At 39.2% G+C, this 26695-nt stretch carries 24 protein-coding genes and 1 tRNA gene; 14 read left to right on the top strand and 11 right to left on the bottom strand.

Annotated features, from left to right (window positions below; genetic code table 11):
* Window positions 1-87: 87 nt before the first annotated feature.
* From infC to FDF36_RS17490, 4 genes are all read left to right on the top strand, one after another.
* On the top strand, window positions 88-684 hold the full coding sequence (infC, locus tag FDF36_RS17475; protein ID WP_220392218.1) for a translation initiation factor IF-3: 597 nt from the start codon (window positions 88-90) through the stop codon (window positions 682-684).
* A 65-nt stretch (window positions 685-749) separates the two neighbouring features.
* Window positions 750-947, top strand: a complete 198-nt coding sequence (gene rpmI, locus FDF36_RS17480; protein WP_005786574.1) for a 50S ribosomal protein L35 — start codon at window positions 750-752, stop codon at window positions 945-947.
* 100 nt (window positions 948-1047) lie between these two features.
* Window positions 1048-1398 carry a 50S ribosomal protein L20 gene (rplT, locus tag FDF36_RS17485; protein ID WP_005786577.1) on the top strand — a complete coding sequence of 117 codons (351 nt, stop codon included), beginning with the start codon at window positions 1048-1050 and terminating at the stop codon, window positions 1396-1398.
* A 425-nt stretch (window positions 1399-1823) separates the two neighbouring features.
* Window positions 1824-2612, top strand: a complete 789-nt coding sequence (locus FDF36_RS17490; protein WP_220392219.1) for an EFR1 family ferrodoxin — start codon at window positions 1824-1826, stop codon at window positions 2610-2612.
* Window positions 2613-2676: 64 nt separating this feature from the next.
* Here the strand turns inward: FDF36_RS17490 and xpt are convergent, their stop codons facing one another.
* The 6 genes from xpt to FDF36_RS17520 form a co-directional block, all read right to left on the bottom strand.
* On the bottom strand, window positions 2677-3246 hold the full coding sequence (xpt, locus tag FDF36_RS17495; protein WP_005776479.1) for a xanthine phosphoribosyltransferase: 570 nt from the start codon (window positions 3244-3246) through the stop codon (window positions 2677-2679).
* A gap of 86 nt (window positions 3247-3332) precedes the next feature.
* Entirely contained in the window at window positions 3333-4640 is a 1308-nt protein-coding gene (locus FDF36_RS17500) for a phenylacetate--CoA ligase (protein WP_220392220.1), read from the bottom strand.
* A 101-nt stretch (window positions 4641-4741) separates the two neighbouring features.
* The gene (locus FDF36_RS17505) at window positions 4742-5326 is read right to left on the bottom strand and encodes an indolepyruvate oxidoreductase subunit beta (RefSeq protein WP_220392221.1); all 585 of its coding nucleotides are present in this window, start codon (window positions 5324-5326) and stop codon (window positions 4742-4744) included.
* Between the two features lie 3 nt (window positions 5327-5329).
* A complete protein-coding gene (locus FDF36_RS17510; RefSeq protein ID WP_220392222.1) occupies window positions 5330-6922 on the bottom strand; it encodes a thiamine pyrophosphate-dependent enzyme in 1593 nt (530 codons plus the stop codon).
* 83 nt (window positions 6923-7005) lie between these two features.
* Entirely contained in the window at window positions 7006-8043 is a 1038-nt protein-coding gene (gene mltG / locus FDF36_RS17515) for an endolytic transglycosylase MltG (RefSeq protein WP_220392223.1), read from the bottom strand.
* Between the two features lie 174 nt (window positions 8044-8217).
* Complete coding sequence (locus tag FDF36_RS17520) at window positions 8218-9096, bottom strand: DNA/RNA non-specific endonuclease (RefSeq protein WP_220392224.1); 879 nt, start codon at window positions 9094-9096, stop codon at window positions 8218-8220.
* A gap of 145 nt (window positions 9097-9241) precedes the next feature.
* Here FDF36_RS17520 and FDF36_RS17525 point away from each other — a divergent pair, with 145 nt between their 5' ends.
* Window positions 9242-9397 carry a hypothetical protein gene (locus tag FDF36_RS17525; protein ID WP_220392225.1) on the top strand — a complete coding sequence of 52 codons (156 nt, stop codon included), beginning with the start codon at window positions 9242-9244 and terminating at the stop codon, window positions 9395-9397.
* Window positions 9398-9701: 304 nt separating this feature from the next.
* Here FDF36_RS17525 and FDF36_RS17530 read toward each other — a convergent pair whose 3' ends face one another.
* From FDF36_RS17530 to FDF36_RS17540, 3 genes are all read right to left on the bottom strand, one after another.
* Window positions 9702-11264 carry a leucine-rich repeat protein gene (locus FDF36_RS17530; RefSeq protein ID WP_220392226.1) on the bottom strand — a complete coding sequence of 521 codons (1563 nt, stop codon included), beginning with the start codon at window positions 11262-11264 and terminating at the stop codon, window positions 9702-9704.
* 402 nt (window positions 11265-11666) lie between these two features.
* Window positions 11667-11816: a hypothetical protein gene (locus FDF36_RS17535; protein WP_220392227.1), complete on the bottom strand. Its 150-nt coding sequence runs from the start codon at window positions 11814-11816 to the stop codon at window positions 11667-11669.
* Window positions 11817-12259: 443 nt separating this feature from the next.
* Window positions 12260-12332: transfer RNA gene (locus FDF36_RS17540), tRNA-Thr, on the bottom strand.
* Between the two features lie 198 nt (window positions 12333-12530).
* Between FDF36_RS17540 and FDF36_RS17545 the strand changes: the two genes are divergently transcribed.
* The 5 genes from FDF36_RS17545 to FDF36_RS17565 all read left to right on the top strand — a co-directional run bounded on the left by FDF36_RS17545 (window position 12531) and on the right by FDF36_RS17565 (window position 19187).
* Window positions 12531-14435 carry a polysaccharide biosynthesis protein gene (locus FDF36_RS17545; protein ID WP_220392228.1) on the top strand — a complete coding sequence of 635 codons (1905 nt, stop codon included), beginning with the start codon at window positions 12531-12533 and terminating at the stop codon, window positions 14433-14435.
* 114 nt (window positions 14436-14549) lie between these two features.
* Complete coding sequence (locus tag FDF36_RS17550) at window positions 14550-17099, top strand: SLBB domain-containing protein (protein ID WP_220392229.1); 2550 nt, start codon at window positions 14550-14552, stop codon at window positions 17097-17099.
* Window positions 17100-17104: 5 nt separating this feature from the next.
* Window positions 17105-18217, top strand: a complete 1113-nt coding sequence (locus tag FDF36_RS17555; RefSeq protein ID WP_220392230.1) for a Wzz/FepE/Etk N-terminal domain-containing protein — start codon at window positions 17105-17107, stop codon at window positions 18215-18217.
* Window positions 18193-18723: a UpxY family transcription antiterminator gene (locus FDF36_RS17560; protein ID WP_220392231.1), complete on the top strand. Its 531-nt coding sequence runs from the start codon at window positions 18193-18195 to the stop codon at window positions 18721-18723. Before FDF36_RS17555 ends, FDF36_RS17560 begins: the two co-directional genes overlap by 25 nt.
* On the top strand, window positions 18723-19187 hold the full coding sequence (locus FDF36_RS17565) for a WbuC family cupin fold metalloprotein (protein WP_220392232.1): 465 nt from the start codon (window positions 18723-18725) through the stop codon (window positions 19185-19187). The genes FDF36_RS17560 and FDF36_RS17565 overlap by 1 nt, the downstream gene beginning before the upstream one ends.
* On the opposite strand, the gene FDF36_RS17570 is transcribed toward FDF36_RS17565, so the two are convergent.
* Window positions 19184-20392, bottom strand: coding sequence for an ROK family transcriptional regulator (locus tag FDF36_RS17570; RefSeq protein ID WP_005786608.1), 1209 nt, complete (start codon window positions 20390-20392; stop codon window positions 19184-19186). The genes FDF36_RS17565 and FDF36_RS17570 overlap by 4 nt on opposite strands.
* A gap of 297 nt (window positions 20393-20689) precedes the next feature.
* On the opposite strand from FDF36_RS17570, the gene FDF36_RS17575 reads away from it, so the two are divergent.
* Genes FDF36_RS17575 through FDF36_RS17590 form a run of 4 tightly spaced genes read left to right on the top strand, consistent with a single transcriptional unit; the run spans window position 20690 to window position 24529 of the window.
* Complete coding sequence (locus tag FDF36_RS17575; RefSeq protein ID WP_005786611.1) at window positions 20690-21607, top strand: dihydrodipicolinate synthase family protein; 918 nt, start codon at window positions 20690-20692, stop codon at window positions 21605-21607.
* A 23-nt stretch (window positions 21608-21630) separates the two neighbouring features.
* Window positions 21631-22815 (top strand): AGE family epimerase/isomerase, encoded by a 1185-nt coding sequence (locus FDF36_RS17580; protein ID WP_220392233.1) that lies wholly within the window; start codon window positions 21631-21633, stop codon window positions 22813-22815.
* 15 nt (window positions 22816-22830) lie between these two features.
* Window positions 22831-24069, top strand: coding sequence for an MFS transporter (locus tag FDF36_RS17585; protein ID WP_220392246.1), 1239 nt, complete (start codon window positions 22831-22833; stop codon window positions 24067-24069).
* Window positions 24070-24082: 13 nt separating this feature from the next.
* Entirely contained in the window at window positions 24083-24529 is a 447-nt protein-coding gene (locus FDF36_RS17590) for a NanQ anomerase/TabA/YiaL family protein (protein ID WP_220392234.1), read from the top strand.
* An 83-nt stretch (window positions 24530-24612) separates the two neighbouring features.
* Here the strand turns inward: FDF36_RS17590 and FDF36_RS17595 are convergent, their stop codons facing one another.
* Window positions 24613-26289 (bottom strand): IS1182 family transposase, encoded by a 1677-nt coding sequence (locus FDF36_RS17595; RefSeq protein WP_220392235.1) that lies wholly within the window; start codon window positions 26287-26289, stop codon window positions 24613-24615.
* Between the last annotated feature and the right edge of the window lie 406 nt (window positions 26290-26695).

The raw sequence follows: 26695 nt of genomic DNA on the forward strand, positions 1-26695 counted from the left end.
TAGTAATGCTCTAAAGACAGCTTTTACTTTAATACATAATTAAATTTGGTAGACAATAAAAAACAAACTGGAAGTAAACGTTATTTAATGAAGAATGACAGCATGAAATCGCAATACCGGATCAATGAGCAGATCCGTGCGAAAGAAGTCCGCATTGTAGGTGATGATGTAGAACCTAAAGTATATCCCATTTTTCAGGCTCTAAAATTGGCTGAAGAAAAAGAACTGGATCTCGTGGAGATTTCTCCCAATGCCCAACCACCTGTTTGTCGTATTATTGACTACTCTAAGTTTCTGTATCAGTTAAAGAAGCGTCAAAAAGAACAAAAGGCTAAGCAGGTAAAAGTAAACGTAAAAGAGATACGTTTTGGTCCGCAAACAGATGACCATGACTATAACTTTAAGTTGAAACATGCCAAAGGATTTTTGGAAGATGGTGACAAGGTGAAAGCTTATGTTTTCTTTAAAGGTCGTTCCATTCTTTTTAAAGAACAGGGTGAGGTGCTTTTGTTACGCTTTGCCAATGATCTGGAAGATTATGCAAAAGTAGATCAGTTGCCGGTGCTGGAAGGTAAACGTATGACAATTCAACTTTCTCCGAAAAAGAAAGAAAGTGCAACGAAAAAACCTGCTACTCCGGCTACAGTAAAAGCTGAAAAACCGGCTGGAGATAATGAAGAGTAAGAAAAATGCGTAACGCGCAGGTATAGTGCGTTGCCATATCATTTAATAATTTAAAAACAATTAAGATGCCAAAGATGAAGACTAACTCCGGTTCTAAAAAAAGGTTTGCCCTTACCGGAACAGGTAAAATCAAAAGAAAGCACGCTTTTCACAGTCACATTTTGACTAAAAAGTCTAAGAAAAGAAAAAGAAACCTGTGCTACTCTACAACTGTTGATACAACAAATGTAAGCCAGGTTAAGGAACTCTTAGCTATGAAGTAATCAAAAGCGTACAAAGTATTATTAAAGTTATTAACCGAATGCTTTAGCTTTAAGTTCGTTACGTGAAGTAACGGCGCTAACATTCAAAAAAGAGAAAACTATGCCAAGATCAGTAAATCATGTTGCTTCAAAAGCAAGAAGAAAGAAAATTTTGAAATTGACCAGAGGTTACTTTGGTGCAAGAAAGAATGTATGGACCGTAGCTAAAAACACTTGGGAAAAGGGTTTGACTTATGCGTTCCGTGACCGTAGAAACAAGAAGAGAAACTTCCGTGCTCTTTGGATACAGCGTATCAACGCTGCTGCACGTCTGGAAGGAATGTCATATTCTAAACTGATGGGTGGTCTGCACAAAGCCGGTATTGAAATTAACCGTAAGGTTTTGGCTGACTTAGCTGTTAACCATCCGGAGGCTTTCAAGGCTGTGGTTGCTAAGGCTAAAGTTGCTTAAGTTTCAACAGTTTTAAGATTAAAAAAAATGTCGGTTACAATTTAATGTAACCGGCATTTTTCATTTTTAAAGCTGGCTTTATTGGGAAAAAATAGTCTACGAGAGAAACAAAATCCTATTTTTCCTTGTTTATCTCACCAAAAGTAACTACATTTGTTGTAGTAAAATATTAGCCGCATTGATTGGATCGGGAAACTCATCAATTAAACTGAAAACCGAGACAAGCTTCGTTTCTCAATGGCGGGCCACATCCTTCGGGATAACTTTATAGTCGGTGGATTACAAAGAGGACGGGCGCTCAAATCATGTCATTCGGAGTTTCATCACATCATCGGTGCGGCTTTTTAATAAAGGAAAGGGCGGTAATCATTTAAAGACTACCGTTCTTTTTTTTATGCTGTTTTCTTTTAAATACACATATAGTTATGATATTCTATTTTTCAGGAACTGGAAATTCTAAATGGATTGCGGAACAGATTGCAAAGGTACAAAACGAAACACTTGTTTTTATGCCGAATGCCATTAGGGATGGAATAAAAGAGTTTGTGTTGGCGGATAATGAAAAAGTAGGTTTTGTTTTTCCTGTTTATTCATGGGGGCCTCCGTTGGCCGTGTTACAGTTTCTGGATTGGGCTACTTTGACTAATTATCACTCTCAATATGTCTATTTCGTATGTTCCTGTGGAGATGATACAGGATTGACGGAGGAAGTGTTTCGTCGGGCATTATCTCTTAAGGGAATAGAGTGTAATGCCGGATTTTCGGTGACAATGCCTAATAATTATGTGTTGCTTCCCGGATTTGATGTGGATAAGAAAGAGTTGGAGAAAGAGAAATTAGAAAAAGCTGTCGGTAGGGTAGAAGAAGTTAATTACTCAATAAATGAGCGGGAGACTGGTTTTCATTGCAATGAGGGGAGTTTTCCGTGGTTGAAAACGAAGGTGCTTAATCCGCTTTTTAATCGCTTTATGACTTCTGCAAAACCATTTTATGTCACTGATGATTGTATCGGTTGCAAGCGTTGTGAAAGAATATGTCCGGTTGGGAATGTAGTTGTAATAGGGTGGAGACCGGTGTGGGGGATGGACTGTACATCTTGTTTGGCTTGTTACCACGTTTGTCCGAAGCATGCAGTACAATATGGGAAAAGAACCAGAGGTAAAGGGCAGTATTTAAACCCTAACGTGAGTATTTCACACGGACCAGCTAAGTAGTAATAGTATAAAGAAAAGCCTTTGTATAACCTGTCCGGGATAATACAAAGGCTTTTTTACAGAGTTAATCTTTTATTGTAATCTGGCAATTGGATAAATCTTCAATAATGGCAAGAGACTCTACTCTTACCCCTCTTTCTTCAAGTGTTTTACGTCCGTTTTGAAATGCTTTTTCAATAATAAATCCCATTCCTACCAGATTGGCACCAGACTGTTTGATGAGGTCGATAACACCTAAAGCAGCGTTTCCATAGGCCAAAAAGTCATCAACAAATAATATATTGTCTTTCGGAGTAAGAAAGTCGGAACTGATGACTACTTCATAATCACGGTCTTTGGTGAATGAATGTACTGTAGTACTCAGAGCATTCTGTATGGTTCTTGGTGACTTCTTCTTGGCAAAAACGACCGGTAAGTCCATTAAATAGCCTGTCATGATGGCCGGAGCAATTCCGCTGGCTTCAATGGTCATGATCTTATTGACGTTTGTTCCGGCAAAAAGGCGCACAAACTCTACGCCAATTGACTTCATTAGTACCGGGTCCATCTGGTGGTTGATAAAACTATCTACTTTGAGAATTCCCCCTTCATAGCATTTTCCATCTTGCAGGATTCTTTTTTTAAGTAATTGCATGATTATAATAATAAGTTAATGTGCCCAATATACCAATGCGCCGATGTATTCGGATGGTACATCGGCATATTGGGTTCATTGGATGATTATTTATTGTTTCTCAGGTCTTTTACTCTGACAGCTTTGCCTTCACTTTGTGGTAAAGAGCCTTTCTTTACCAGTTTGAGTTTAGGCGTGACAAGTATTTCGTCTTTTAGCTGGCGGGTAATATCTTTACGTATCTTTTCTAGTTCGATGTAATTGTCGGTAGAAAGATCACTCAACTCTACTTCTACAATCATCTCATCTTGATTGTTCACTGTTTCGAGTGTAATAAGATAATTGCTTCCTAATTCGGGGAATTGTACCAATATCTTTTCTACTTGCATGGGGAATATATTTACTCCCTTGATAATGAACATGTCGTCGCTACGGCCTTTTATACGGTCTATCCGGATATGGGTGCGCCCACAAGGACAGTTTCCAGGTAGAATGCGGGTAAGGTCACGTGTGCGATAGCGTATCAGTGGCATCATTTCACGATCAAGAGTAGTGAGTACAAGTTCACCGATTTCTCCTTCAGGCACAGGTTCACCTGTCTCTGGATTAATGATTTCTACATAATAGCAATCTTCCCAAAAATGCATGCCATTCTGCTCGGTACATTCAAATGCTACCCCTGGGCCATTCATTTCGGTCATTCCAAAACTATTGTATGCTTTAACACCTAACATGCGTTCTATTTTTTTTCGCTGTTCGTCTGTGTGTGGTTCTGCACCGATTACGAGAGTTCTGAGAGTAGTACTGCATGGATCGATCCCTTCTTCCTGAAAGACCTCAGCTAAGCGGATGGCATAACTGGGAATGGCGTGAAGGGCAGTTGTTTTAAAGTCGGTAATAAACTTGATCTGGCGTTTACTGTTACCGGCAGCGGCAGGTACGGTTAGAGCTCCCAGTCGTTCAGCTCCATATTGGAATCCGAGTCCTCCTGTGAACATACCGTAACCGGAACTGTTTTGAAAAACATCTGTATTACGTATGCCTACACAATACAAGCACCGTGCAACCAGATTGGCCCATGAATCTAAGTCATGCTGTGAATGAACAATTACCGTTGGCGTTCCTGTTGTTCCGCTTGAAGAGTGAATACGTACTCCGTCTTCTTTCATATTTCCGGCAACAAGTCCGAAAGGGTAATTGGCCCGCATATCTGCCTTTGTGGTAAAAGGCAGTTTACGGATGTCGTCCAGTGACTGGATACTTTCTGAAGTGATGCCATGCTCTTGAAATACTTTCTTGTAATAAGGGGCATTGGCTGCTATATTAATTGTTTTCTTGAGTCGCTCGAGTTGTAGTTCCTGCAGTTTTTTATGACTCATGGTTTCTATCTCTTCTTCCCAATATTTTGTATTCATGGCTTATAAATTATTTAAGTAGGGGTGATAATGTATCAAGGTGATAATGAAATGGTTGTCCCGATCACATTATCACCTTTTCTATATTCAATTGTTCCTGATCATTTCATTGTTTTTTCTGCTATCGCTTTTCCGGCAGCCAGGGCTTTTAAATTGAGTTCGACTATTGCATCACCTTTTTTCTGGAATATTTCACGAATACTATCCTGTATCTTTTCGTAATCGATGCCTAAGAATGGGATAGTGGCACCTAATAAAACAATATTGGCAACTCGTGTAGAGCCTATTTCTTTGGCTACTTTATCTACATTCAGAACAACCTTATGCGGCAGTTTATTGATTTCTGCCATAACATCTGCTTCAGCGGGATAATTGGGGATATTAACAAATGGAGTTTCGTTTGTTACCAACCAACCTTCATGGCTGAGGTAGGGGAGGTATCTAAGCCCTTCCATGGGTTCAAGGGAGATGATCAAATCACATTTACCTGAGGGAATCAGATCTGATGCAATGGGCTGGTCACTGATTCGGAGATTCGACTGTACATCTCCGCCACGCTGGCTCATGCCGTGTACTTCTGCCTGTTTCATGTACAGACCGTCTTTGAGGGCGGCCTTTCCGATTACTGTAGCGATGGACAGGATACCTTGTCCACCCACACCTGATAATATGATATCTTTTTTCATGGCTTACTTACTTCTTTTTTTACGTGCTAATGTTTGTATACACTCTCTGCGTGGAATGATAACGGATACTCCTCTATAATCTATTTCCTCACGGATGATCTGTTTCATCTCTTCATAGTTTTTCTTTAAAGGAACAACTATACGGATGTGAGCCGGATCTACGCCTAATCCGGCGCAAATAGCTTCAAGTCGGCCTGTGCCGGCAGAATCTTGTCCACCGGTCATTGCTGTCGTTTCATTATCGGATATGACAATGGTGACATTGGCATTCTCGTTGACACAGTCCAAAAGTCCGGTCATTCCGGAGTGAGTAAAAGTAGAGTCTCCGATTACAGCGACAGCCGGATGGAGCCCGCCATCGGATGCACCTTTAGCCATAGTGATAGATGCCCCCATGTCTACACAAGAATTGATTGCGTTAAATGGTGCGTTTGCTCCCAGCGTATAACAACCAATGTCGCTGAATACTTTGTGAGTAGGATATTCTTCTTTCAATACTTGAGTTAATGTTATATACATATCTCTATGCCCGCAGCCTTCGCACAAAGCCGGAGGGCGCATCTCTACAAGATTCGGAACACTGAATTCTGAACGATTCTCTTTGCCGACAGCGTGTGCCACGGTGTCCGGATTTAATTCTCCGTCTTGTGATAATGTACCGTCGAGACGACCTTTTACTTTTAATCCGATGCCCAGATATCCCTTCAGTTGCTTCTCAACAAATGGTTGTCCATCCTCTAATACGAGGATTTCGTCACAATCATTGATTAATTGCATTAATTGCTTTTTGGGAAGTGGATACTGCCCAATTTTCAAAACGGGATATTCGCAACCGTCAGGATAATTTTCCATCAAGTAATTATAGCCGATTCCACAGGCTACGATGCCCATTTTTTTATTGGGGCCATCTACGTATTTATTATAAGGTGATTCTTCGGATGCTTTGATAAATTCATCCTGACGTGTAAGTAATGCTTTATAACGCTTGCGTGCGTTGCCCGGTAGCAGGATAAACTGGCGTGGATCTTCACTGAATGAGATTTCGTTTTGTGATTTTTGTGCTTTGTTTTCTACACCTGAACGAGAGTGAGCCAAACGTGTTACCATGCGCATTAGTATCGGTTCACCGGTTTTTTCGGAAAATTCGAAACCATTGTATACCATGTCATAAGCTTCTTGTTGGTTGCTTGGTTCGTACATGGGTATTAATGAGAAGTCGCCATAAAAACGGCTATCTTGTTCGTTTTGTGAAGAGTGCATACTGGGGTCGTCTGCCGCAACTACAATCAGTCCCCCTTTTACGCCTGTGATGGCTGAATTGATAAAACAGTCAGCAGCTACGTTCATTCCCACATGTTTCATGCAGACTAATGCACGCTTGCCGACAAAAGACATACCCAAGGCAGCTTCCATGGCCGTTTTTTCGTTGGCACACCAGCGGTTGTGTATGTTACGTTCTCTTGTAATAGGAGCCATCTGGATGTATTCGGTAATTTCAGTGGATGGAGTACCGGGATAAGCGTAAACGCCTGAAAGTCCGGCATCCAGTGCTGCTTGTGCAATGGCTTCATCGCCAAGTAAGAGTTGTTTGCTCATATCTTATTTTCTTTTGGTGTTAATCACGTATTTTGTTATAATATCGGGCAAAGATACGTTTTTAAGATCATTTTATTACGGGATTACTTAAAAATCTTTCTTTCATTCAGTGCTTTCCAGTATTTTCTTGCATTGACCATGTGGTCTGCATAGTTGGAAGCAAAATTATGCGTACCGGAGAAATCTTCTTTTGCGCACATATAAATATAGTTATGCTTTACATAATTCAAAACACTATCCAATCCCTTGGGTGATGGTATTCGGATAGGGCCTGGAGGCAGTCCCGTATTCAGGTAAGTGTTATAGGGAGACTGTATGTCTAAGTGTTGATTGGTGATTCTGCGTAAGCCGAAATCTTGTAGTGCGAATTTGATAGTCGGGTCAGCTTGCAGGGGCATGCCGGCATGTAATCGGTTGATGTACAATCCCGCAACCATAGGCTTTTCTGCATTGTTGTTGGTTTCTTCCTCTACGATGGAGGCCAGTGTGGAAACTTCTTCAGGAGTCATTCCTATTGCTTGAGCTTTTGAGAGCCGGTCTTTATTCCAAAATTTATCATGCTCTTTCTTCATTCGGGCTAAAAAGTCTTCTGCACTGATGTCCCAATATACCTGATATGTTTCGGGGATAAATAAGCAGGGAATGGTGGCTTCTGTGTATCCCATTTTTTCCAGAAAAATAGAGTCGTGTAGTGCCATGGCAATTTCAGTGGAATCTATCATTAACTGTTTCCCTACGTTGCGGACTAATCTGTCAAGTGTTCGTACACTTCCAATTGTCAGGTTGACAGGAGTTTGATAGCCTCTTGATAATCTACTGTATAATTGATAAGTGTTATCTTCGGGTTTGATGGCGTAACGTCCGGTATGGATGTTTTTACTATATTCACGGAAATGGGACATCCATTTGAAGCCATTAAAGTTACGAAGGTTTCCTTGCTTTCTTATTTTATTGAAAATGGAGTCTGTAGTATCATCGCGGTCTATATAGATATAAGTTGTCTTACTTGGATGAAACTGGGGGTAGAATAGGTAGTAATAGACTGTTCCTGCACCGGCGATACAAATGAAGAAAAAAGTAGCCAGTATGCTGAGAAATATTTTCTTTCTTTTCTTATTCATATAGAATATCTAATGGTTATAAAATCGTGCCAAAGTTAAGAAGATTTCAATGATGATTGTTCTTGGATAATAAATGTTTTCTATCTGTTTAGTTATTATTTGCTTTTTGAGATCATTTGCTTTTTGAGATCATTTGCTTTTTCAATTCTTATCTTTCAATTTATGTGTTTTGGTTTAGATGTTCCATAAGGCGTTATCTATCTGGCTTTCTATCTCATCTTCTAAAGAATCGGGGAGTGAAGAAAAGAAATCCAGTCCGGTGAGTTGTTCAATGCTGTCAATAGAGACAGCATAATCTCGTAAAGGTGCTATTGCACGTTCATTCTTAAAAATAAATCCGATAGCTTTGGGAGTGGAACCATGAAGAGAGAGAATGACCTTAAAGAACTTTGATGGAACGGTCACCCGGCTTTTCCCGATTACCGGAGATCTTTTATTGGTGACCGGACCGCAAATAATAAGGATTGCACTATCGGCTACGGCCCACTCGCGGACCTTGTCCTCCAGCGTTTTCCATTTCTGACGGTTAAGTTCGGGATGTTGCGGACATACATTGCTGAAATAAAAGGATTCTTGCATGGCTTCATTACTCCATTTCATGTCGGCAGCAGGTGCCATATGACCTTTGTCAAATCCGGAACGGGAATAATCAGAATTGTTTGCCATACCTCCTTTCACGACAGGATCGGCGATAAATCTTTCTTTTCTTTTTATATTCCCTTGTGTCTTTTGCTTGGTGAGTTCGTAAGCTACCCAATTGGGGATTTTTTTATCTTTATTATAAGACACAGTATAGCCTTTGTGATGAATTAGCTGCTCTGTTAATGGGAATTGGGAAACCGGAATCTTTAGATTTTCATCGTGAGAGTAATTGGGACGTGCAACGTTTGGTCTTGATACTTTGGTTGCCTGAAAGAATACAGTTTGAATTTCCGGTGTACAGAGATAGATTCCGTAGATTAATGGTAAAATCGCAAATAGAGCTATTATCCAAAGGCTCTTAAACGAATTGTGGTGTTGTTTTTTAGATGGTCTTTTTCGCTTATTTTTCATGATATTGAAAATTTAAAGCCGGGCGTTTCGAATAATATATTGAGCGAGTTATTGTTGACACTCTTAGAATAACTATTTGGGACAATCTTTGTCGCATCAAAGTTAATCAATCGATCAAGAAGTAACAAATTAAATAGATAGAATTATGAAAGCGACCATTGATTACAAAAAAGTAAATAGTGAATTAACCCTCATAATCATGGTTAACACATTCGATGGTATACTTTGTTATATTGCAGTGACAGTTATTTTAAATAAGAATATTCAAGCTCATGAAAAGAGTGGGAAGATATATGAATGAATTTGATTATATGGAAGCATAGCATAAAACGAGGAACTAATAGAATATAGCCATCTGTCTGCAAGTGATACCGCCTTTGTAAAACTCTTACGCAGGCGGTTTATACATTATCGGATATTAAGACTCTGTTTGAACTTTTTTTGAATAAATTTTTATATAGGTTTTATCGGTCTGTTTTGAGTTTCTTTTCGGTTTATTCCCTCGTTTTATTCGTCACATAATCCGCTGTGCTTTTTACAAAAAAACGGGAAGATATCCTCGAAAACAAATCTCAAAACAGTCTTGAGCAAAATTTAAATAGGTTTTAAAGGGCAACGATTTTTTCAGCGAACGGCTTCCAGGCTTTGTCCTGCTTGTATGTTTCGATAAGGTTTTGGGGGACTTTTATCTTTTGAATTCCTTGCGGTACGGGGTAATAGTCGGCAGTAACCATCGTAGGCGACATTAGTGAAATCTCGTCCAGCGAAGTAGTATTTCCGAAAGCATTGAAGTCTAATGCCTTGACACTTACGGGTAAAATAAGAGTTTTTACTTGACACTTGTTCAGAGCACTTATTCCTATTTTAGCTATGCTTGCGGGAATTTTAAGAACAGTGAGTTTAGGAGAATGGTTAAAACATTCGCTCACTATTGCCGCCGTCCTGTCAACAGGCGAAGGTGTTGTCCGGGTTCCGTAAGTTTCGATGGTAGTAAGTTCGGGACAGCTGTAGAAAGAGCGGTCAATGTGGTAAATAGTATTCGGAAGGGTTACTTTCTGAATGGAGCTGCCGGAAAAAGCTTCCAGGTCAATCACTTCACTTCCTTCGGGCAGAGTCAATTCTTTCAAGTTCTTTGTCTCTATGAAAGCCGATGCACCTACAATCTTAAAAGTGGAAGGCAAAGATATAGAAGATATACCGGATTTCCCGAAAGCTCCGTTCTGTAGTTCTTTAACGGAAGTATGACTTATGTCGATAACATTCAGATCAGTACACCCGTAAAATGCTTCCTTTCCAACAATTTCCAAAGAAGCAGGCAGTGCTATTTCTTTTATTCCGGAAAATAAAAAGGCCTCTTCCGGCAATTCCTTAATCGATGTGTGACTTAAATCGACGATTTTCAGATTTCTGCAATAAGCAAATGCTGCCTGCTCAATCGCACTCAAAGAGGCAGGGAACAGAAGCTCACTCGCTTTGATATTCTTATTATCAAAAGCCTTTGATCCTATTGTGCGAATACCATCCGGGAAGGTTATTGATGTAAAGTCGGAATCAATGACACTTACAACTTTATCTCCGTCTACTTTTACAGGTAATATTTGCACATCAAAAGATACTTGTTTACCATCTAGTTCAAGTGTCACTATTTGAAGTTGTGCCGGTACGGAAGAATTGAAACCTTGTACCCAATCAGCAGATGCACCCGAATTCTCTTTTATCGTACCATCGGCATAGTTTATTTCGAGTACCATATTACTGAGGGAGAGAGGCTCTCCCAATGTATATACCGTTTTTGAAGGTAAAGTTTTAATTGAAATCGCCTGAATATCATTAACCAGTATCTGTATTTTAAAAGTAACGGTAAAATTACTTTTGTGCACCTCTAAAATCTGATCGTTTTCGGGAACCGTACTGTCGAATCCAGTGACTTCGTCTTTTTTTACAGGAACTACTTCAGATGTTTCGTTTGAATAAAATACTTTCAATGTCATATCGGATACATCCAACTCTTCTCCTACGAAATATATTCTTTTTCCAGGTAGTTTATCAATCTCGATTTTTACTATTGTATTGGGAATTAATTCGTTTGGAGAGTCTTTAGAACATGCACCCAAGAAAGTTATTGACATAAGGAAAACATAAATAAGGTAAAACTGCTTTTGCTTCATCTTTTTCTATTTTTAATGTGGACATAATTATCCTTAAACTAAGGAACAAGAATAAAGGGGAAATGTTCTTGATGTTATTCGGCACAAAATGTTTCTATATAATAGTAATATTACTAATTTGTTAGCTGTCAGTGAGTTTTTCGATTGGCGCTTTTGGGAAATCTTTGGAGAACTTTTTGCTGACGATAGGCTTTTACAGTGTAATACGTCGTTATTGATTATTTTTCTAACTCTTTCTACACTTATATCTATTTCCTTTCTGCCAGATGTCGGAAGTTTTGTATAAGCAAATGGCTGCGTCTCGCATCAAAGTACTCCGTTTTTGATAACTTCATTTATTTCCACTTAAATAGGCCATAGACGGATCCGATACCCTGTATCGCTATAGTTGTTTGCCTTCATCTATTTGTCGAAATGCTCTATAGCGATAAGATTCATTATAATCATTGGTAAATCGCTTTCGGCTGTTTCGAATACTTTTAATGTATCTTTGTTCATTTGGGCATAACTTTTCCATTCTTCTACTGGAAGTTCCTCTATACGATTGCACATAAAGTTATTAAAAATGAATACATAGGGTGGACGTTTTTTTGTTGGATAAGTGCTGTCTTTTATTAAGACGCTGTGTAATAGTTGTTATTCTCAATGTAGAATAACCTTTTGTGTGTTCAATTTAAAGGTTGGTCTTTTATTCATCATTGCAGCGTCCGTACGGGCAACGACTTTTCCGTTATACCATTCTGAGACATTGTTCAGTTGATATTCCGTTTTGATATATGCTTCTTGCTTTTTTGTTGAGATACACAACAAGACAGGAAATTATTTCCTGTTGTTGGTTTTGCCTTTAGAATAGTAAAGGATAATATTACCATAAGCTATACTTTTGTGACACCCCATCGGACACTTCCAATGATTTAGATGTGGTTCGGTTTCACTTTTTTATAGCAGTTTGTAAACTGCCCTATATGATGACTCTTTTATATCTTTTATGAAAGAGCCGCTAGCCAGACTTGAACTGGCGACCTACGCGTTACGAATGCGTTGCTCTACCGACTGAGCTATAGCGGCGTGACACTTTACCGTTTACGGCGTGCAAAATTACAGCTTTATTTTTAAAAACAAAATGAATCTATACTTTTTTCGTGATAATTTCTCTGAAATGTTTATAAAATAAAAAGGTTAGGGATTAAATTAGAAAATAGTTGTAGATTCAAATATTTAAACTCATATTTGCATATTTACTGATAAATCTACTTTTATATTACTATGAATATACGATTTTATTATAAGTATCTTTCATCGCGAGTTGCTTCAAAATGGCTGATACTTGCTGTCGATGTTCTTTTAGTGATCTTTTCAATGTTTCTGGCAAGCCTTTTGCAAATAGGTCTGTCAGCATTAGTCTTTGAGTTTTCGTTGTGGGTGTGGACAACACTATTTTGTGTAATATTCAATGTGTGCTTCTTTCATCTGAATCGTACTTATGTAGGGGTCATTCGATATTCTTCCTTTATTGATATTTCTCGTATTTTTATTTCCTTAACTTTGGGATATTCGGTTACCTGTGTAGGCAATTTGCTTTGGATGGGGTGGAGTGCACGAGAAGTATTGCCGATTAGTGTTATTCTTACAGCTTATATCGTTAATTTTTCCTTAATGGTCTGTTTGCGTATTTTGGTGAAAATGATCCATGAGTTGATGACCTTCGATCGTAGACATAGTATTCGGGTGTTTGTATATGGTTCGAAGGGATCTGGTATTAATATCGCTAAATCATTACGAGTTAGTAGAAGCAATCATTTTAGATTAAAAGGATTTATTTCAGACGATACAGGCTTTATAGGGAAACAAACGATGGGGTGTAGGGTATATGCGAATAATGAATCTCTGTTTGATATTTTAGAAGAAGAGAGAATTGAAGCTATTATTGTTTCTTCTGAGAAAGTGCACCGACTTGAAACCTCCGGTATGATTGACCGATTGATAGCCGAGGATATTCGTATCCTTACTGTTCCTCCATTCAATGATATAGGAAAGGAAGGTATGCAAATAAAGGATATTCAGATAGAAGATTTGTTACAGAGAGACCCTATCCATGTAGATATTCGAAAAATATCTTCCCATATAGAAGGAAAGAGAATAATGATTACGGGAGCTGCCGGTTCAATTGGGCGTGAAATGGTGAGGCAGATAGCCGGATTGAATCCATATAAATTAATTTTGGTTGATCAGGCAGAATCACCTTTGCATAATGTACAATTGGAACTGTTGGATAATTGGCGGGATATTGATGCTAAAATGCTGGTTGCCGATGTGACTAACCAAACGCGAATGGAATCAATCTTTAAAGAGTATCGTCCGCAGTATGTTTTCCATGCTGCTGCCTATAAACATGTGCCCATGATGGAAGATAATGTATCTGAAGCCATACAGGTGAATGTGTTGGGTACTCGCATTATGGCTGACTTAGCTGTAAAATATGGTGTAGAAAAGTTTGTGATGGTCTCTACGGATAAGGCTGTCAATCCGACTAACGTTATGGGATGTAGTAAAAGACTTGCTGAGATTTATGTTCAGTCCCTTGCACATCAATTATCTAAATATGCCAATGATGGGGCATTAGTGAAATTTATCACAACCCGTTTTGGAAATGTGCTTGGCTCGAACGGATCTGTGATACCTAGATTTAAACAACAGATAGAGAAAGGAGGACCTGTTACTGTAACACATCCTCAGGTTATACGTTATTTTATGACTATTCCGGAAGCTTGTCAATTGGTATTGGAAGCTGGAAGTATGGGAAATGGAGGTGAAATCTATATTTTTGATATGGGCAATCCTGTGAAGATTGTTGATTTAGCTAAAAGAATGATTTATTTGAGTGGGCAGAAAAATATAAAAATTGAGTTTACCGGATTGCGGCATGGTGAGAAGCTATATGAAGAGTTATTGAATGTGAAAGAGTCTACTTGTCCTACTTATCATGAAAAAATAATGATAGCCAAAGTTCGTGAATATGATTATGAAGAGGTTAAGCAAGAAATTCAAAAGTTAATAGATTTGAGCTATACTTCTGACACCATGGGAATTGTCGCTTCTATGAAAAAGATAGTTCCTGAATTTGTAAGCAAGAATTCGGAGTTTGAGATATTAGATAAAGCCTCTTTTTAATCTATTTTCGAAAACTTAGGAATGAAATAAATGTATATTATGAAAATAATATATTACCTTTGTGGCCGATTTATAATTTATTAGAGGAACACTAAAGATTAATCAGAATATCTTATGCGTAGATTTATTACACTATTCTTCTTGATTTTCACCTTGTCCGGAGTGGCTGTAGCTCAGCAAATGTCCGATGATCAGGTCGTGCAGTATGTAAAAGATGCTCAAAAGATGGGTAAAACTCAGAAGCAGATTACAACAGAGTTGATGAGAAGGGGCGTTACGAAAGAACAAGTCGAACGCATTCAGGAAAAATATGAAAATGGAAGTGGCAGTACCGGTACACAGAGCAACCAGAACTCAACAAAGTCGCGTACGCGTACTCAGCAAAATGATGAAAGTGGTTACTCAAATCGCTCTCAAAAAAATCTGAAAGATCAGAAAAATCAAAAGAATCAGAAGAATATAAAAGGGCTTCGTCAGTCGAACAATCAGAAAAACAAGCGTGGAATGGGGGATGAGAACCAGGAAATGACAGATGAAGACATGATGAATGACGAAGACTGGTCTGACGAGTACACCGTGAAGCCGGAAGAGGATCCGACTCAACAAATTTTCGGACATAATATTTTTACGAACGAGAACCTTACATTTGAACCCAATCTAAATATAGCAACTCCTGTAAGCTATCGTTTGGGACCTGGAGACGAGGTGATTATAGATGTGTGGGGAGCTTCTCAGACTACAATCAGACAAACCATTTCTCCGGAGGGTAGTATTTTAGTCGATAATCTTGGTCCTATTTACCTAAGTGGAATGACTGTTCGTGAGGCTAATAATGCGGTACGTCGTGAATTTGCGAAAATCTACGCAGGTATATCCGGTCCGAATCCTAATACTTCAGTTGATCTGACGTTAGGCAATATCCGTACTATTCAAATTAGTATTATGGGAGAAGTTGCTGTTCCGGGTACTTATGCGCTCTCGGCATTCTCTTCTGTATTCCATGCTCTCTATCGTGCCGGTGGTGTTAATAAGATAGGTAGTTTACGTAGTATTAAAGTTGTGCGTAACGGCAAAAAAATAGCAGATCTGGATGTTTACGATTTCATAATGAAGGGGAAACTGAATGACGATGTCCGTTTGCAAGACGGTGATGTGGTCATTGTTGATCCATATGAATCTTTAGTGCAGATTACCGGTAAGGTAAAACGTCCGATGTTTTATGAGATGAAGCCTTCTGAGACAATGGCTACTATTTTAAAATATTCAGGTGGTTTTACCGGGGATGCTTATAAAAAAGCTATACGCTTAATTCGTAAAACAGGTCGTGAGCATCAGGTTTATAATGTAGATGAAATGGATTATTCGGTATTTAAACTGGATGATGGAGATGTGCTGGCTGTGGATTCGGTATTGGAACGTTTTGAAAACCGTGTTGAAGTCCGTGGCGCTGTTTATCGTGCCGGTATGTACCAAATCGATGGAACTGTAAACACAGTAAAACAATTAATAAAGAAAGCTGAAGGAGTGAGAGGTGATGCTTTCTTAAACCGTGCTATCATCGATCGTGAGAATGATGATCTTACTCATGAGATGATTCAAATTGATTTAAAGGGATTGTTGAATGGTACTGTAGCTGATATTCCTCTTCAGAAAAATGATATCCTTTATATTCCGAGTATTGAAGATTTGAAGGAGGAAGCAACCCTTACGATTCATGGTGAAGTAGCCAATCCGGGTACTTATTTGTATTCATCCAATATGTCGGTTGAAGACCTTGTTTTACAAGCCGGAGGATTATTGGAGGCAGCTTCGACAGCCCGTGTGGATGTGTCCCGACGAATAAAAAATTCAAAAAGTACTGAATTGAGTAATGTAGTTGGTAAGACTTTCTCTTTTGAATTGAAAGATGGTTTTCTTGTAGGAGGTGATCAGGATTTCCATTTGGAACCCTTTGACGAAGTATATATTCGTCGTAGCCCTGCTTATCATCAACAACAGAATGTTACAGTTGGCGGCGAGGTCTTATTTGGTGGACGTTATGCGCTATCAAAGAAAAACGAACGTCTTAGTGATCTGATTTCTAAAGCGGGCGGCATTACTCAAGATGCTTATGTAAAAGGTGCTCGTCTGATTCGTAAAATGACAGAAGAAGAGTTGCGCCGCAAGGAGGATGCGCTTCGTATGGCTAATAAGGGTGGAGCTGATTCTATTTCTGTTAAGACCCTTGATGTCTCTGATACTTATTCTGTCGGTATTGAGTTGGAAAAGGCTTTGGCTAATCCGGGGTCAGACTTTGATATGGTATTACGTGAAGGCGATATTTTGTTTGTGCCGGAATATGTAAGTACCGTCAAAATCAATGGTGCTGTGATGTATCCCAATACAGTATTATATAAGAAAGGCGAAAGCTTGAAATATTATATTAATCAGGCCGGTGGTTTTGCAAGTCTTGCAAAGAAAAAAAGAGCTTTTGTGGTTTATATGAATGGAACAGTTTCTCGTTTACGTACAAAAAATTCCAAAGCGATAGAACCCGGATGTGAAATTATCGTGCCAAGTAAAGATCCGAAGAAGAGAATGTCGGCAGCCGAAATTATAGGAATGGGTACTTCTGCTGCTTCATTAGCAACTATGATTGCAACGATGGTTAACCTCTTTAAGTAATAACTATGACTGAAGATAAGAATATAAATAAAACGACTCCGCAATCTGAGGAACAAGAAATTGATCTGATAGAGTTGGCTCAGAAAGTTTGGGCCGGTCGTAAATTGGTATTAAAGGTTTGTGGTGTTGCCGTGTTAGTAGGACTTGTAGTGGCTTTTAGTATTCCTAAAGAGTATTCTACAAGTGTAACACTGGCACCGGAAACAGGTAGCAAGTCTTCTACAGGAGGCATGGGGGCATTAGCTGCTATGGCCGGTATTAATCTTGGCAGTTCAACCGGAGAAGATGCACTTTCTCCCGAATTGTATCCTGATATTGTTAGTTCCACACCTTTTCTATTGGAAATGTTCGATGTGAAGGTTGCTGATCAGAAAGGCAAGATTAATACAACTCTGTATGAGTACTTGGATAAATATCAACGGGCTCCTTGGTGGGGAGCGGTTGCATCAGCTCCTTTCAAAGCATTAGGTTGGGTTGTATCTTTGTTTAAAGATACAACGGAGGAACAGGGAGATGCAAAGATAGATCCTTTCTATTTGACTGCAGATCAAGCTGGAATAGCAGATGCTTTGAGTCATCGTATATCTGTTTCAGTAGACAAGAAAACAGGAGTAACTACCCTTTCTGTGACCATGCAGGACCCATTAATTTCTGCGGCTTTAACAGATACAGTAATGCGTTGTTTGCAAAATTATATAACTGATTATCGCACAAACAAAGCACGCCATGATTTGGCCTTTACGGAGAAGCTATTTGATGAAGCTCAAGGAAATTATTATGAAGCTCAGCAGAAATATGCTCACTTTCTGGATGGTAACCAGAATATCATTATGCAGAGTTTTCGTTCAGAGCAAGAACGTTTGCAAAATGAGGTGAATTTGGCTTATGGCGTATTCACTCAGATAGCGCAACAACTGCAAATGGCGAAAGCTAAAGTACAGGAAATAACTCCTGTTTATACTGTAGTACAACCTGCTACAGTTCCTTTGAGACCGGCTAAACCTAATAAAATCATGATTTTAATTGGTTTTGTGTTCTTAGCGGGTGTAGGTAGTATAGGATGGATTCTCTTTGTTAAAGATTTATTGAACGGATGGAAGAAACAGCCAGAAAAATAAAAGAAAATGCTTCTTGCTGGTATGCTGTATATACAGCACCGAGAGCAGAGAAGAAAGTGAAGGAACAGCTGGATAAGATAGGCGTTGAAAACTATTTGCCTCTTCAACCGGTAGTTCGTTTGTGGAACAATCGCAAGAAAAAGATTTTCATTCCTGTTGTTCCGGGATGTCTATTTGTGCACATCTCCTCTGAAGAGATTGTTCATGTAGCCGATATTCATGGAGTAGCTTTTTTACTGAAGGAAAAGGGACAATATGTTTCTATACCGGAAGTTCAAATGGAGACTTTCAAGACTATGATAGAGCACTCTTGCGAACTGGTCGAATTTGCTCCAAATGAGTTTGTTCCTGGAACCATAGTGCGAGTAATAAGTGGACAGTTACAAGGATTGGAGGCTGAATTGGTTGAGTGCCAAGGAAATAATAAGTTGTTACTGCGAGTTGAAGGGTTGGGATGCGCTTTGGTTACAGTCTCAACGGACTCTGTAGCTTCAAAAGAGGAGTGATGAAACTGATTACCGAAGGGCTTCTTGATAAAGTGACTGATCAGGCAAAAAAGAATTCACGTCTGCGGATGAATTACAATTTTCATGACTCCATGGATGCTCCTATTCATAGAATGTTGAATGCTTTGGAGCCTGGGACTTACTTACCGCCACATCGTCATAAGAATCCGGATAAGGAAGAAGTTTATCTTGTATTGAGAGGTAGCTTGTTGGCTATCCTGTTTGATGATGAGGGTAATGTAACGGAAAAGGTTCATTTGAATCCAGCTGAGGGACATTATGGAATTGAGATTCCTCCCTGTGTATGGCATACTATCGTTGTCTTAGAATCTGGAACCGTTATTTATGAAATAAAGCAAGGGCCTTTTGCTCCTCTTATTCCTGAAAATTTAGCATCTTGGGCACCTCCTGCAACTGATGAGGAGGCGACCCGAGTATTTATGCAGCGAATGCTTGAGCTTTAACACTCAAACATTCTGCTCCTTGCAAGCATGCAAGCTCCGACAATACCGGCTCTGTCTTTTAGTTTTGAAGTGACGATTGCCGAGTCTTTATTGACCAGATTAAGTGAGTACTTGCGGACAGCTGTTTTTATTGGTTGAGTAATGTAGTCTCCTGTCAGCGAAATCGTTCCACCGATAATGACAAGTTCTGGATTAAAAAGATTGATAAGCCCGGCAATTTGTTTGCCTAATTTCTGCCCGATTTCTTCCACTATTTCAATACATAAAAGGTCTTCCTTGTTTACAGAAGCAATGATTTCATCCAGGGTTATAGGGTTGTTAATGTCTCCTATACGATTGGATAAGATTGAGTTTTCACCATTTTGTATACGTTCCAGCAAGATGCGGTGTAGTGCAGATCCGGAAGCTTCTGTCTCGAGACAGCCTTTTTTTCCGCAGTGGCAGATAATTTCATTGTCAAAGGTACTGGTATGGCCGAACTCTCCGGAAAATCCGGATTTTCCTGTATAAATTTTGCCATCAATGATGATTCCAACACCTAATCCCCAACTGATATTTACAAAGATAATATCTTTTTCGCCATTTACACATCCCTTTAGGTATTCTCCATAGGTCATTGCGCGCGTATCATTGTCTATTGTTACCTTATATCCTAATTTCTCTGCCAAAACTTCAGATAATGGGCGTTCTTCAAAATTGAATTGGCTAAAACTATATCCCGATTCCGGATTAACGCGTCCGGAAACATTTACATTGATATTTAATATTTTGTCTTTAGCTATTGTCAACTTCTTGATAAAATTTGAAATAAGTTTGCATAACTCATTCAATCCTTCTATTGAATTTTCAAATTTATAAGGAATATTCATTTTAAGTTCCATCATATCACCTTTGAAGTTGATCAAGCCGATATTAATGGCAAATCTTTTGATATCGACTCCTATAAAGTAGCCGGACTCGGGGTTCAAGCCATATAGGTTAGGGTGTCGTCCTCCGCTTGTTTCCAATTTACCATAGTCGTTGATATAACCTTCTTCGCACATTTCACTGATAAACTTAGTGACTGTAGGGACGCTAAGATCCAATTCTTTAGACAGGTCGGTAATTGTTGAACTGCCATTATATATATAATGTGTAATAATTTTCTTTTTGAGAAGAGCGCTTTTGGTACCTAGTTCTATTTCTTTTAAAAGATGTTGTTTCATATAGATTAATAATTTGGGTAATATCTACAAAGATAGTTAATTTGTTTATTAATTCAGGGTTTATAAGGTGAAAAGATGTTTCTCTATTGTTTTTAATTGATAATAATAGTGAATGAATTTTATTAAGTGAATCTTTGGAATCTCTTTTTATTAATAAAATATTTTATTATATGATGATTGTTTAATAAATATGCGTATATTTGTAGCGATATACTAAGGATATCAAGAGTGTATTATGAAAAACTGTTCCCAATCTATATTAAAAATCTATATCATTAATATAAAAACGAAATTATCATGGAAAAGATTATTGGATTGATCAATGCCCCTTTTACTCCGTTTTATGAAAATGGAGAGGTTAATTATGAACCGATTGAAGCGTATGCTAAGATGTTAGTAAAGAACGGACTGCAAGGAGTATTTATTAATGGATCTTCTGGTGAAGGATATATGTTGACCGATGAAGAACGTATGAAGCTTGCTGAACGTTGGGTAGAAGTTTCACCTAAAGGATTTAAGGTGATTGTACATGTAGGTAGTTGCTGTGTAAAATCAAGTCGCAAGCTTGCCGAACACGCTCAAAAAATCGGTGCATGGGGAATTGGCGCCATGGCTCCTCCCTTTCCTAAAGTAGGTCGTGTCGAAGAGCTGGTGAAGTATTGTGAAGAAATCGCTTGCGGTGCTCCCGATCTTCCTTTCTATTATTATCATATTCCTGCATTTAATGGAGCATTCTTGTCAATGGTTGCGTTCTTGGAAGCAGTAGACGGTCGTATTCCTAACTTTGCCGGAATAAAATATACTTTTGAAAGTATGTATGAATACAATCAGTGTCGTCTGTATAAAGGGGGTAAGTTTGATATGCTTCACGGACAAGATGAAACGATTCTTCCATGCCTTGCTATGGGAGGTGCCCAGGGAGGTATTGGCGGAACTACCAACTACAATGGTGTAAATCTGGTTGGTATTATAGAAGCATGGAAAGCAGGTGATCTTGAGAAAGCACGTGAATTACAGAATTTCTCTCAGGAAGTTATTAATGTCATTTGTCATTTCCGTGGAAATATCGTAGGTGGAAAACGAATCATGAAGTTGATAGGACTGGATTTGGGTAAAAATCGTACTCCTTTCCAGAATATGACGGACGATGAAGAAGTACGTATGAAGGCTGAACTGGAAGCTATTCATTTCTTCGATCGTTGCAATAAGTTTTAAGATAAACTAATACTGCGATTGTTATGAATACTACAGAATATTTACAGACTTGGTCTGACTCTTATAAAAATGACATGATAAGCAACATCATGCCCTTTTGGATGAAATATGGTTGGGATCGCAAGAACGGAGGTGTTTATACCTGCGTTGACCGTGATGGTCAGTTGATGGATACCACCAAATCTGTTTGGTTCCAAGGGAGATTTGCTTTTACATGTTCATATGCATATAATCACATTGAGCGTAATACTGAATGGTTGGCAGCTGCGAAAAGCACTCTTGATTTCATAGAAGCACATTGTTTTGATACGGATGGACGTATGTTTTTTGAAGTAACCGAGACCGGATTACCTATTCGTAAACGTCGTTATGTCTTTTCTGAAACATTTGCTGCTATTGCAATGTCCGAATATGCCATTGCATCAGGAGATCATAATTATGCTGTAAAAGCTTTGAAATTGTTCAATGATATCCGTCACTTCCTTTCGACTCCGGGAATCTTGGAGCCCAAGTATTGTGAACGTGTACAGATGAAGGGACATTCTATTATTATGATTCTTATCAATGTAGCTTCCCGCATTCGCGCCGCTATTAACGATCCGGTTTTGGATCGGCAAATAGAGGAGTCTATAGCGATTCTGCGCAAAGACTTCATGCATCCGGAGTTTAAAGCTCTGCTTGAGACTGTAGGTCCCAATGGAGAGTTTATAGATACGAACGCCACTCGTACCATTAATCCCGGCCATTGTATCGAGACTTCATGGTTTATTTTGGAAGAAGCCAAGAATCGCAATTGGGATAAGGAAATGGTTGATACAGCACTAACGATTCTAGATTGGTCGTGGGAGTGGGGCTGGGACAAAGAATACGGGGGTATTATAAATTTCCGTGATTGTCGAAACCTGCCTTCACAAGATTATGCCCATGACATGAAGTTCTGGTGGCCACAGACCGAAGCGATTATCGCAACTTTATATGCGTATCAAGCTACTAAAAATGAAAAATATCTGGCTATGCATAAACAGATCAGTGACTGGACTTATGCCCATTTTCCTGACGCAGAGTTTGGTGAATGGTATGGGTATCTCCATCGTGACGGAACGATTTCTCAGCCTGCGAAAGGAAATCTGTTTAAGGGACCATTCCACATTCCTAGAATGATGACGAAAGGCTATGCACTTTGTCAGGAATTACTGTCAGAAAAATAACCTCTTATGTTTATCATGAAAAACTCAAAAATTTATCCTTGGATAGTGGTTGCCCTCCTTTGGGGGGTAGCCCTACTCAATTATATGGACCGACAAATGCTTAGCACAATGAAAGATGCTATGCAGGTAGATATTGTGGAACTTCAATCGGCAACCAATTTTGGCCGTTTAATGGCTGTTTTCCTTTGGATCTATGGCCTTATGAGCCCGATTTCCGGTATGATTGCCGATAGATTGAATCGTAAATGGCTGATTGTCGGCAGTCTTTTTGTCTGGTCTTTTGTAACCTATTTGATGGGTATCGCAGAAACATTTAATCAGGTTTTTTGGCTACGTGCATTAATGGGAGTGAGCGAAGCTCTTTATATTCCGGCCGGTCTTTCTCTTATTGCCGATTATCATACTGAAAAGTCGCGTTCTTTAGCGGTCGGTATCCACATGACTGGTCTTTATACCGGACAGGCTATTGGTGGGTTTGGAGCCACTGTCGCCGCCGCTTTCTCGTGGCATACCACTTTCCATTGGTTTGGTATTATTGGTATTGCATATGCCTTTGTTCTGGTATTATTTTTAAGAGATAAGAAAGAACATGTTAAAGTAGACCGTCCGGAACCTTCATCTCAAAATGGTGAGAAAGCTGGTTTGTTTAAAGGTTTGTCGTTGCTGTTCAGTAACATAGCTTTCTGGGTGATATTACTTTATTTTGCAGCACCTAGTTTGCCGGGTTGGGCTACTAAGAATTGGTTGCCTACTCTGTTCGCTGAAAATCTTGATATTCCAATGTCACAGGCCGGACCTATGTCGACTATCACGATTGCATTATCTTCATTTATTGGTGTGATTCTAGGTGGTACCCTTTCTGACAAATGGGTACAAAAGAACATCCGTGGTCGTGTATATACCGGTGCAATAGGCTTGGGATTGACTATTCCTTCTTTATTGTTATTGGGATTCGGGCATAGTTTTGTTGCTGTTGTGGGAGCCGGACTATTATTTGGTATCGGTTATGGTATTTTTGATGCTAATAATATGCCTATTCTTTGTCAGTTTGTCTCTTCAAAGTACCGTGCGACAGCATATGGTATCATGAATATGACCGGAGTATTTGCAGGAGCGTTTATCACAGATTTGTTGGGTAAGTGGACCGATGGAGGAAATTTAGGTTTAGGTTTTGCCATGTTAGCTATCATTGTATTTATTGCTTTGGCAGTGCAACTCTACTTCCTGCGTCCGAAGACAGATAATATGGAATAAAAAATAAAAGGAAATGATTGTATCTAATTTGCAAAACAGTCAACGGGTGGAAGGACTCCACCCACTGTTTAAAACTCTGTTTGATTACGTAAAAACACATGATTTATTTCATGCCGAATTAGGACGAATTGAGATAGACGGTGATAACTTATTTATCAATAACGTGAATCCTGAGTGTGTTGCACGTGACAAGCAAGTTTTGGAACTACATCGCGATTATATTGATGTACATATTTTATTGGAAGGTACTGAGACCATTGGTTGGAAGGCTATTGAAGATCTGAAAAATGAAGTGAAACCTTATGAAGCGAGTGGTGATTGTGCTCTTTACTCTGACGTACCTACCACCTTTGTTGATTTGCTTCCTGGGCAATTCATGATAGTATATCCGGAGGATCCTCATGCTCCTCTTATAGGACAAGGTAAGATTCGTAAATTGATAGCAAAAGTTAAATTGTAGTTAGTTAAAACATATAGTTGAGTTATATAATTGGGGTTGTGTCAAAACGTTGGCACAACCTTTTTTTATAGTTTACAGTTCTGCTATATTTTCTTTTGCCTATGCTGCTTTTTTTCATCCATTTGGCAACAAGTTGCTATATTCCAATTATACCGGGTTATAAATAGTCCGATAAACATATATTTGACAACTGTAATGAGCCCCTTCCCTGCTTTTAGCAGTTTAGCACACATTTTTTTGATATTAAAGGCTATAGCAAAGAAAGCAAAGTCCATTGTAACCTTGTCTTCTCCAACATGCCGGAAGCGTCGGTATGCCATGTTGTATTTCATTTGTCCAAACACAGCCTCCGGTTCTACACACCTCCTGCCTCTATGCTTGATACCTTCTTCTGAGAGCAGCCTTTCCCGCGCCTGCCGTTTGTATTGATTTAACCGGTGGTTGACTTCTATAATACGGTTCCCCCGGGCTTTAAAACAACTGCCACGCAAAGGGCAACCTTCGCATCTTTTTGCTTTATACCGGGCACTTTCGGTGATGTATCCGCCCGCTGTTTTGTCACATTTGGTTCCTATACGGTTCATGTGCTGTCCCATAGGGCAAACGTAATAATCCTCTTCCGCATTGTAATGGAGACTTTCCGCCTGGAATGGATTGGGAGTATAATGGGGACGCTGTTCTTTATGAAAGTAGTTGTACTTGACAAAGGCTTCTATCCCATTCTCCTGCATGAACCGGTAATTTTCTTCCGAGCCGTAACCGGAGTCTGCCACACCGATACTGGGTAAGCGGTTATAGCGGTGCCGGAAGGAGTGGAAAAAAGGTATGAGGGTCAGTGTATCGGTAGGGTTGGGAAACAGCCGGAAGTCTATGATGAATTGGTTCTGGGTACCTGTTTGCAGATTATATCCGGGCTTGGTCTGCCCGTTCCTCATGGCGTCTTCTTTCATGCGCATGAATGTGGCATCAGGATCGGTTTTAGAATAGGAATTACGTTCCCCCAGGGTATCAAGGTGATTATCGTATTCTAGCAGCTTATCACGGTACCCCTCGAGTTCCCTGATCTGTTTCTTCTTTTCGCGCAGGGCTTTCTTTTGTTCCTTATCCTTTGTTATCGGGTGGTGTTCCAGGGCTTCTTTAAGTTCATCCACTATGTCTGAGAGCATGGAGGGAGTGAATTGAACGGGCGTGTCTTGTACGGAGTTCTCCTGTGCAATGGCCTCATTCACCTGCTCCAGAAGGATGCGAATCTTATCCATCAGCTTTGGACGGTTCCTTTCGACAGTCTTGCGCCAGACAAAAGTATATTTGTTGGCTTTGGACTCAATCTTGGTGCCATCGATATACTCCACGTTAAGACTGATGAAACCTTTATCGGCAAGGACAAGAACCAATTGCGTGAATACGGTATTTATTTCCTCTTTTACACGATTACGGAAACGGTTGATGGTAATAAAATCCGGATGCTCGTTGCCGGAAAGCCAGATATAATGAATATCACGCAAAAGAAGACTCTCTATTTTACGGCACGAATAGATATTGTTCATATAGGCGTAGATAATCACCTTAAGCATCATTTTAGGATGATAAGGACAACGACCGGTTGCCTTATAAAGCTTCTTGAAATTATCAAGATTGAGATTATCTACAATAGCATTGACAATGCGCACCGGGGCGTTCGCAGCTATGTTTTCATCAATTCTTTGTGGAAAAAGAACGGTTTGGTTGGGAATGTAAGGACGAAAATGTAACTTTGCCATAACGAAAACTTTATGCCTAAAGTTACAAAAACTTTGGGTAATAACAAAGCCCGGGCTTGAGAAAGTCTGGGCTTTGTGCAGAAAAAAGGTTGTGCCAACGTTTTGACACAACCTCTTTTTATTGTCAGTCATGTTGTAAACTTATATCATCACTACTGGACTTTTAATCTGTTATTTGTATAAGGGGTAGGAGAGAAGTAGATATTGTGGTGTTGCAAAACACTGTTTTGATATTATATATGACTTATAATCAGTATTATACTTTTTTTTATAATGCTTATGTTTTAAGTGGAGGGATGACTATTATGATACTGCTCTAAATGAATTAAATACGTACATCATACATTGATAATTAATGTGTTGGTATGGGATTAAGTATTTGATTTGTAGGAATATAATGCTATTG

Source organism: Bacteroides fragilis, assembly GCF_019583405.1.
Taxonomy (GTDB): Bacteria; Bacteroidota; Bacteroidia; order Bacteroidales; family Bacteroidaceae; genus Bacteroides; species Bacteroides fragilis_B.

Bases quoted from the DNA above. Each gene is read 5' to 3' on its own strand.
- infC (WP_220392218.1), top strand. From the start codon at position 88: ATGAAGAATGACAGCATGAAATCGCAATACCGGATCAATGAGCAGATC.
- rpmI (WP_005786574.1), top strand. From the start codon at position 750: ATGCCAAAGATGAAGACTAACTCCGGTTCTAAAAAAAGGTTTGCCCTT.
- rplT (WP_005786577.1), top strand. From the start codon at position 1,048: ATGCCAAGATCAGTAAATCATGTTGCTTCAAAAGCAAGAAGAAAGAAA.
- FDF36_RS17490 (WP_220392219.1), top strand. From the start codon at position 1,824: ATGATATTCTATTTTTCAGGAACTGGAAATTCTAAATGGATTGCGGAA.
- xpt (WP_005776479.1), bottom strand. From the start codon at position 3,246: ATGCAATTACTTAAAAAAAGAATCCTGCAAGATGGAAAATGCTATGAA.
- FDF36_RS17500 (WP_220392220.1), bottom strand. From the start codon at position 4,640: ATGAATACAAAATATTGGGAAGAAGAGATAGAAACCATGAGTCATAAA.
- FDF36_RS17505 (WP_220392221.1), bottom strand. From the start codon at position 5,326: ATGAAAAAAGATATCATATTATCAGGTGTGGGTGGACAAGGTATCCTG.
- FDF36_RS17510 (WP_220392222.1), bottom strand. From the start codon at position 6,922: ATGAGCAAACAACTCTTACTTGGCGATGAAGCCATTGCACAAGCAGCA.
- mltG (WP_220392223.1), bottom strand. From the start codon at position 8,043: ATGAATAAGAAAAGAAAGAAAATATTTCTCAGCATACTGGCTACTTTT.
- FDF36_RS17520 (WP_220392224.1), bottom strand. From the start codon at position 9,096: ATGAAAAATAAGCGAAAAAGACCATCTAAAAAACAACACCACAATTCG.
- FDF36_RS17525 (WP_220392225.1), top strand. From the start codon at position 9,242: ATGAAAGCGACCATTGATTACAAAAAAGTAAATAGTGAATTAACCCTC.
- FDF36_RS17530 (WP_220392226.1), bottom strand. From the start codon at position 11,264: ATGAAGCAAAAGCAGTTTTACCTTATTTATGTTTTCCTTATGTCAATA.
- FDF36_RS17535 (WP_220392227.1), bottom strand. From the start codon at position 11,816: ATGTGCAATCGTATAGAGGAACTTCCAGTAGAAGAATGGAAAAGTTAT.
- FDF36_RS17545 (WP_220392228.1), top strand. From the start codon at position 12,531: ATGAATATACGATTTTATTATAAGTATCTTTCATCGCGAGTTGCTTCA.
- FDF36_RS17550 (WP_220392229.1), top strand. From the start codon at position 14,550: ATGCGTAGATTTATTACACTATTCTTCTTGATTTTCACCTTGTCCGGA.
- FDF36_RS17555 (WP_220392230.1), top strand. From the start codon at position 17,105: ATGACTGAAGATAAGAATATAAATAAAACGACTCCGCAATCTGAGGAA.
- FDF36_RS17560 (WP_220392231.1), top strand. From the start codon at position 18,193: ATGGAAGAAACAGCCAGAAAAATAAAAGAAAATGCTTCTTGCTGGTAT.
- FDF36_RS17565 (WP_220392232.1), top strand. From the start codon at position 18,723: ATGAAACTGATTACCGAAGGGCTTCTTGATAAAGTGACTGATCAGGCA.
- FDF36_RS17570 (WP_005786608.1), bottom strand. From the start codon at position 20,392: ATGAAACAACATCTTTTAAAAGAAATAGAACTAGGTACCAAAAGCGCT.
- FDF36_RS17575 (WP_005786611.1), top strand. From the start codon at position 20,690: ATGGAAAAGATTATTGGATTGATCAATGCCCCTTTTACTCCGTTTTAT.
- FDF36_RS17580 (WP_220392233.1), top strand. From the start codon at position 21,631: ATGAATACTACAGAATATTTACAGACTTGGTCTGACTCTTATAAAAAT.
- FDF36_RS17585 (WP_220392246.1), top strand. From the start codon at position 22,831: ATGAAAAACTCAAAAATTTATCCTTGGATAGTGGTTGCCCTCCTTTGG.
- FDF36_RS17590 (WP_220392234.1), top strand. From the start codon at position 24,083: ATGATTGTATCTAATTTGCAAAACAGTCAACGGGTGGAAGGACTCCAC.
- FDF36_RS17595 (WP_220392235.1), bottom strand. From the start codon at position 26,289: ATGGCAAAGTTACATTTTCGTCCTTACATTCCCAACCAAACCGTTCTT.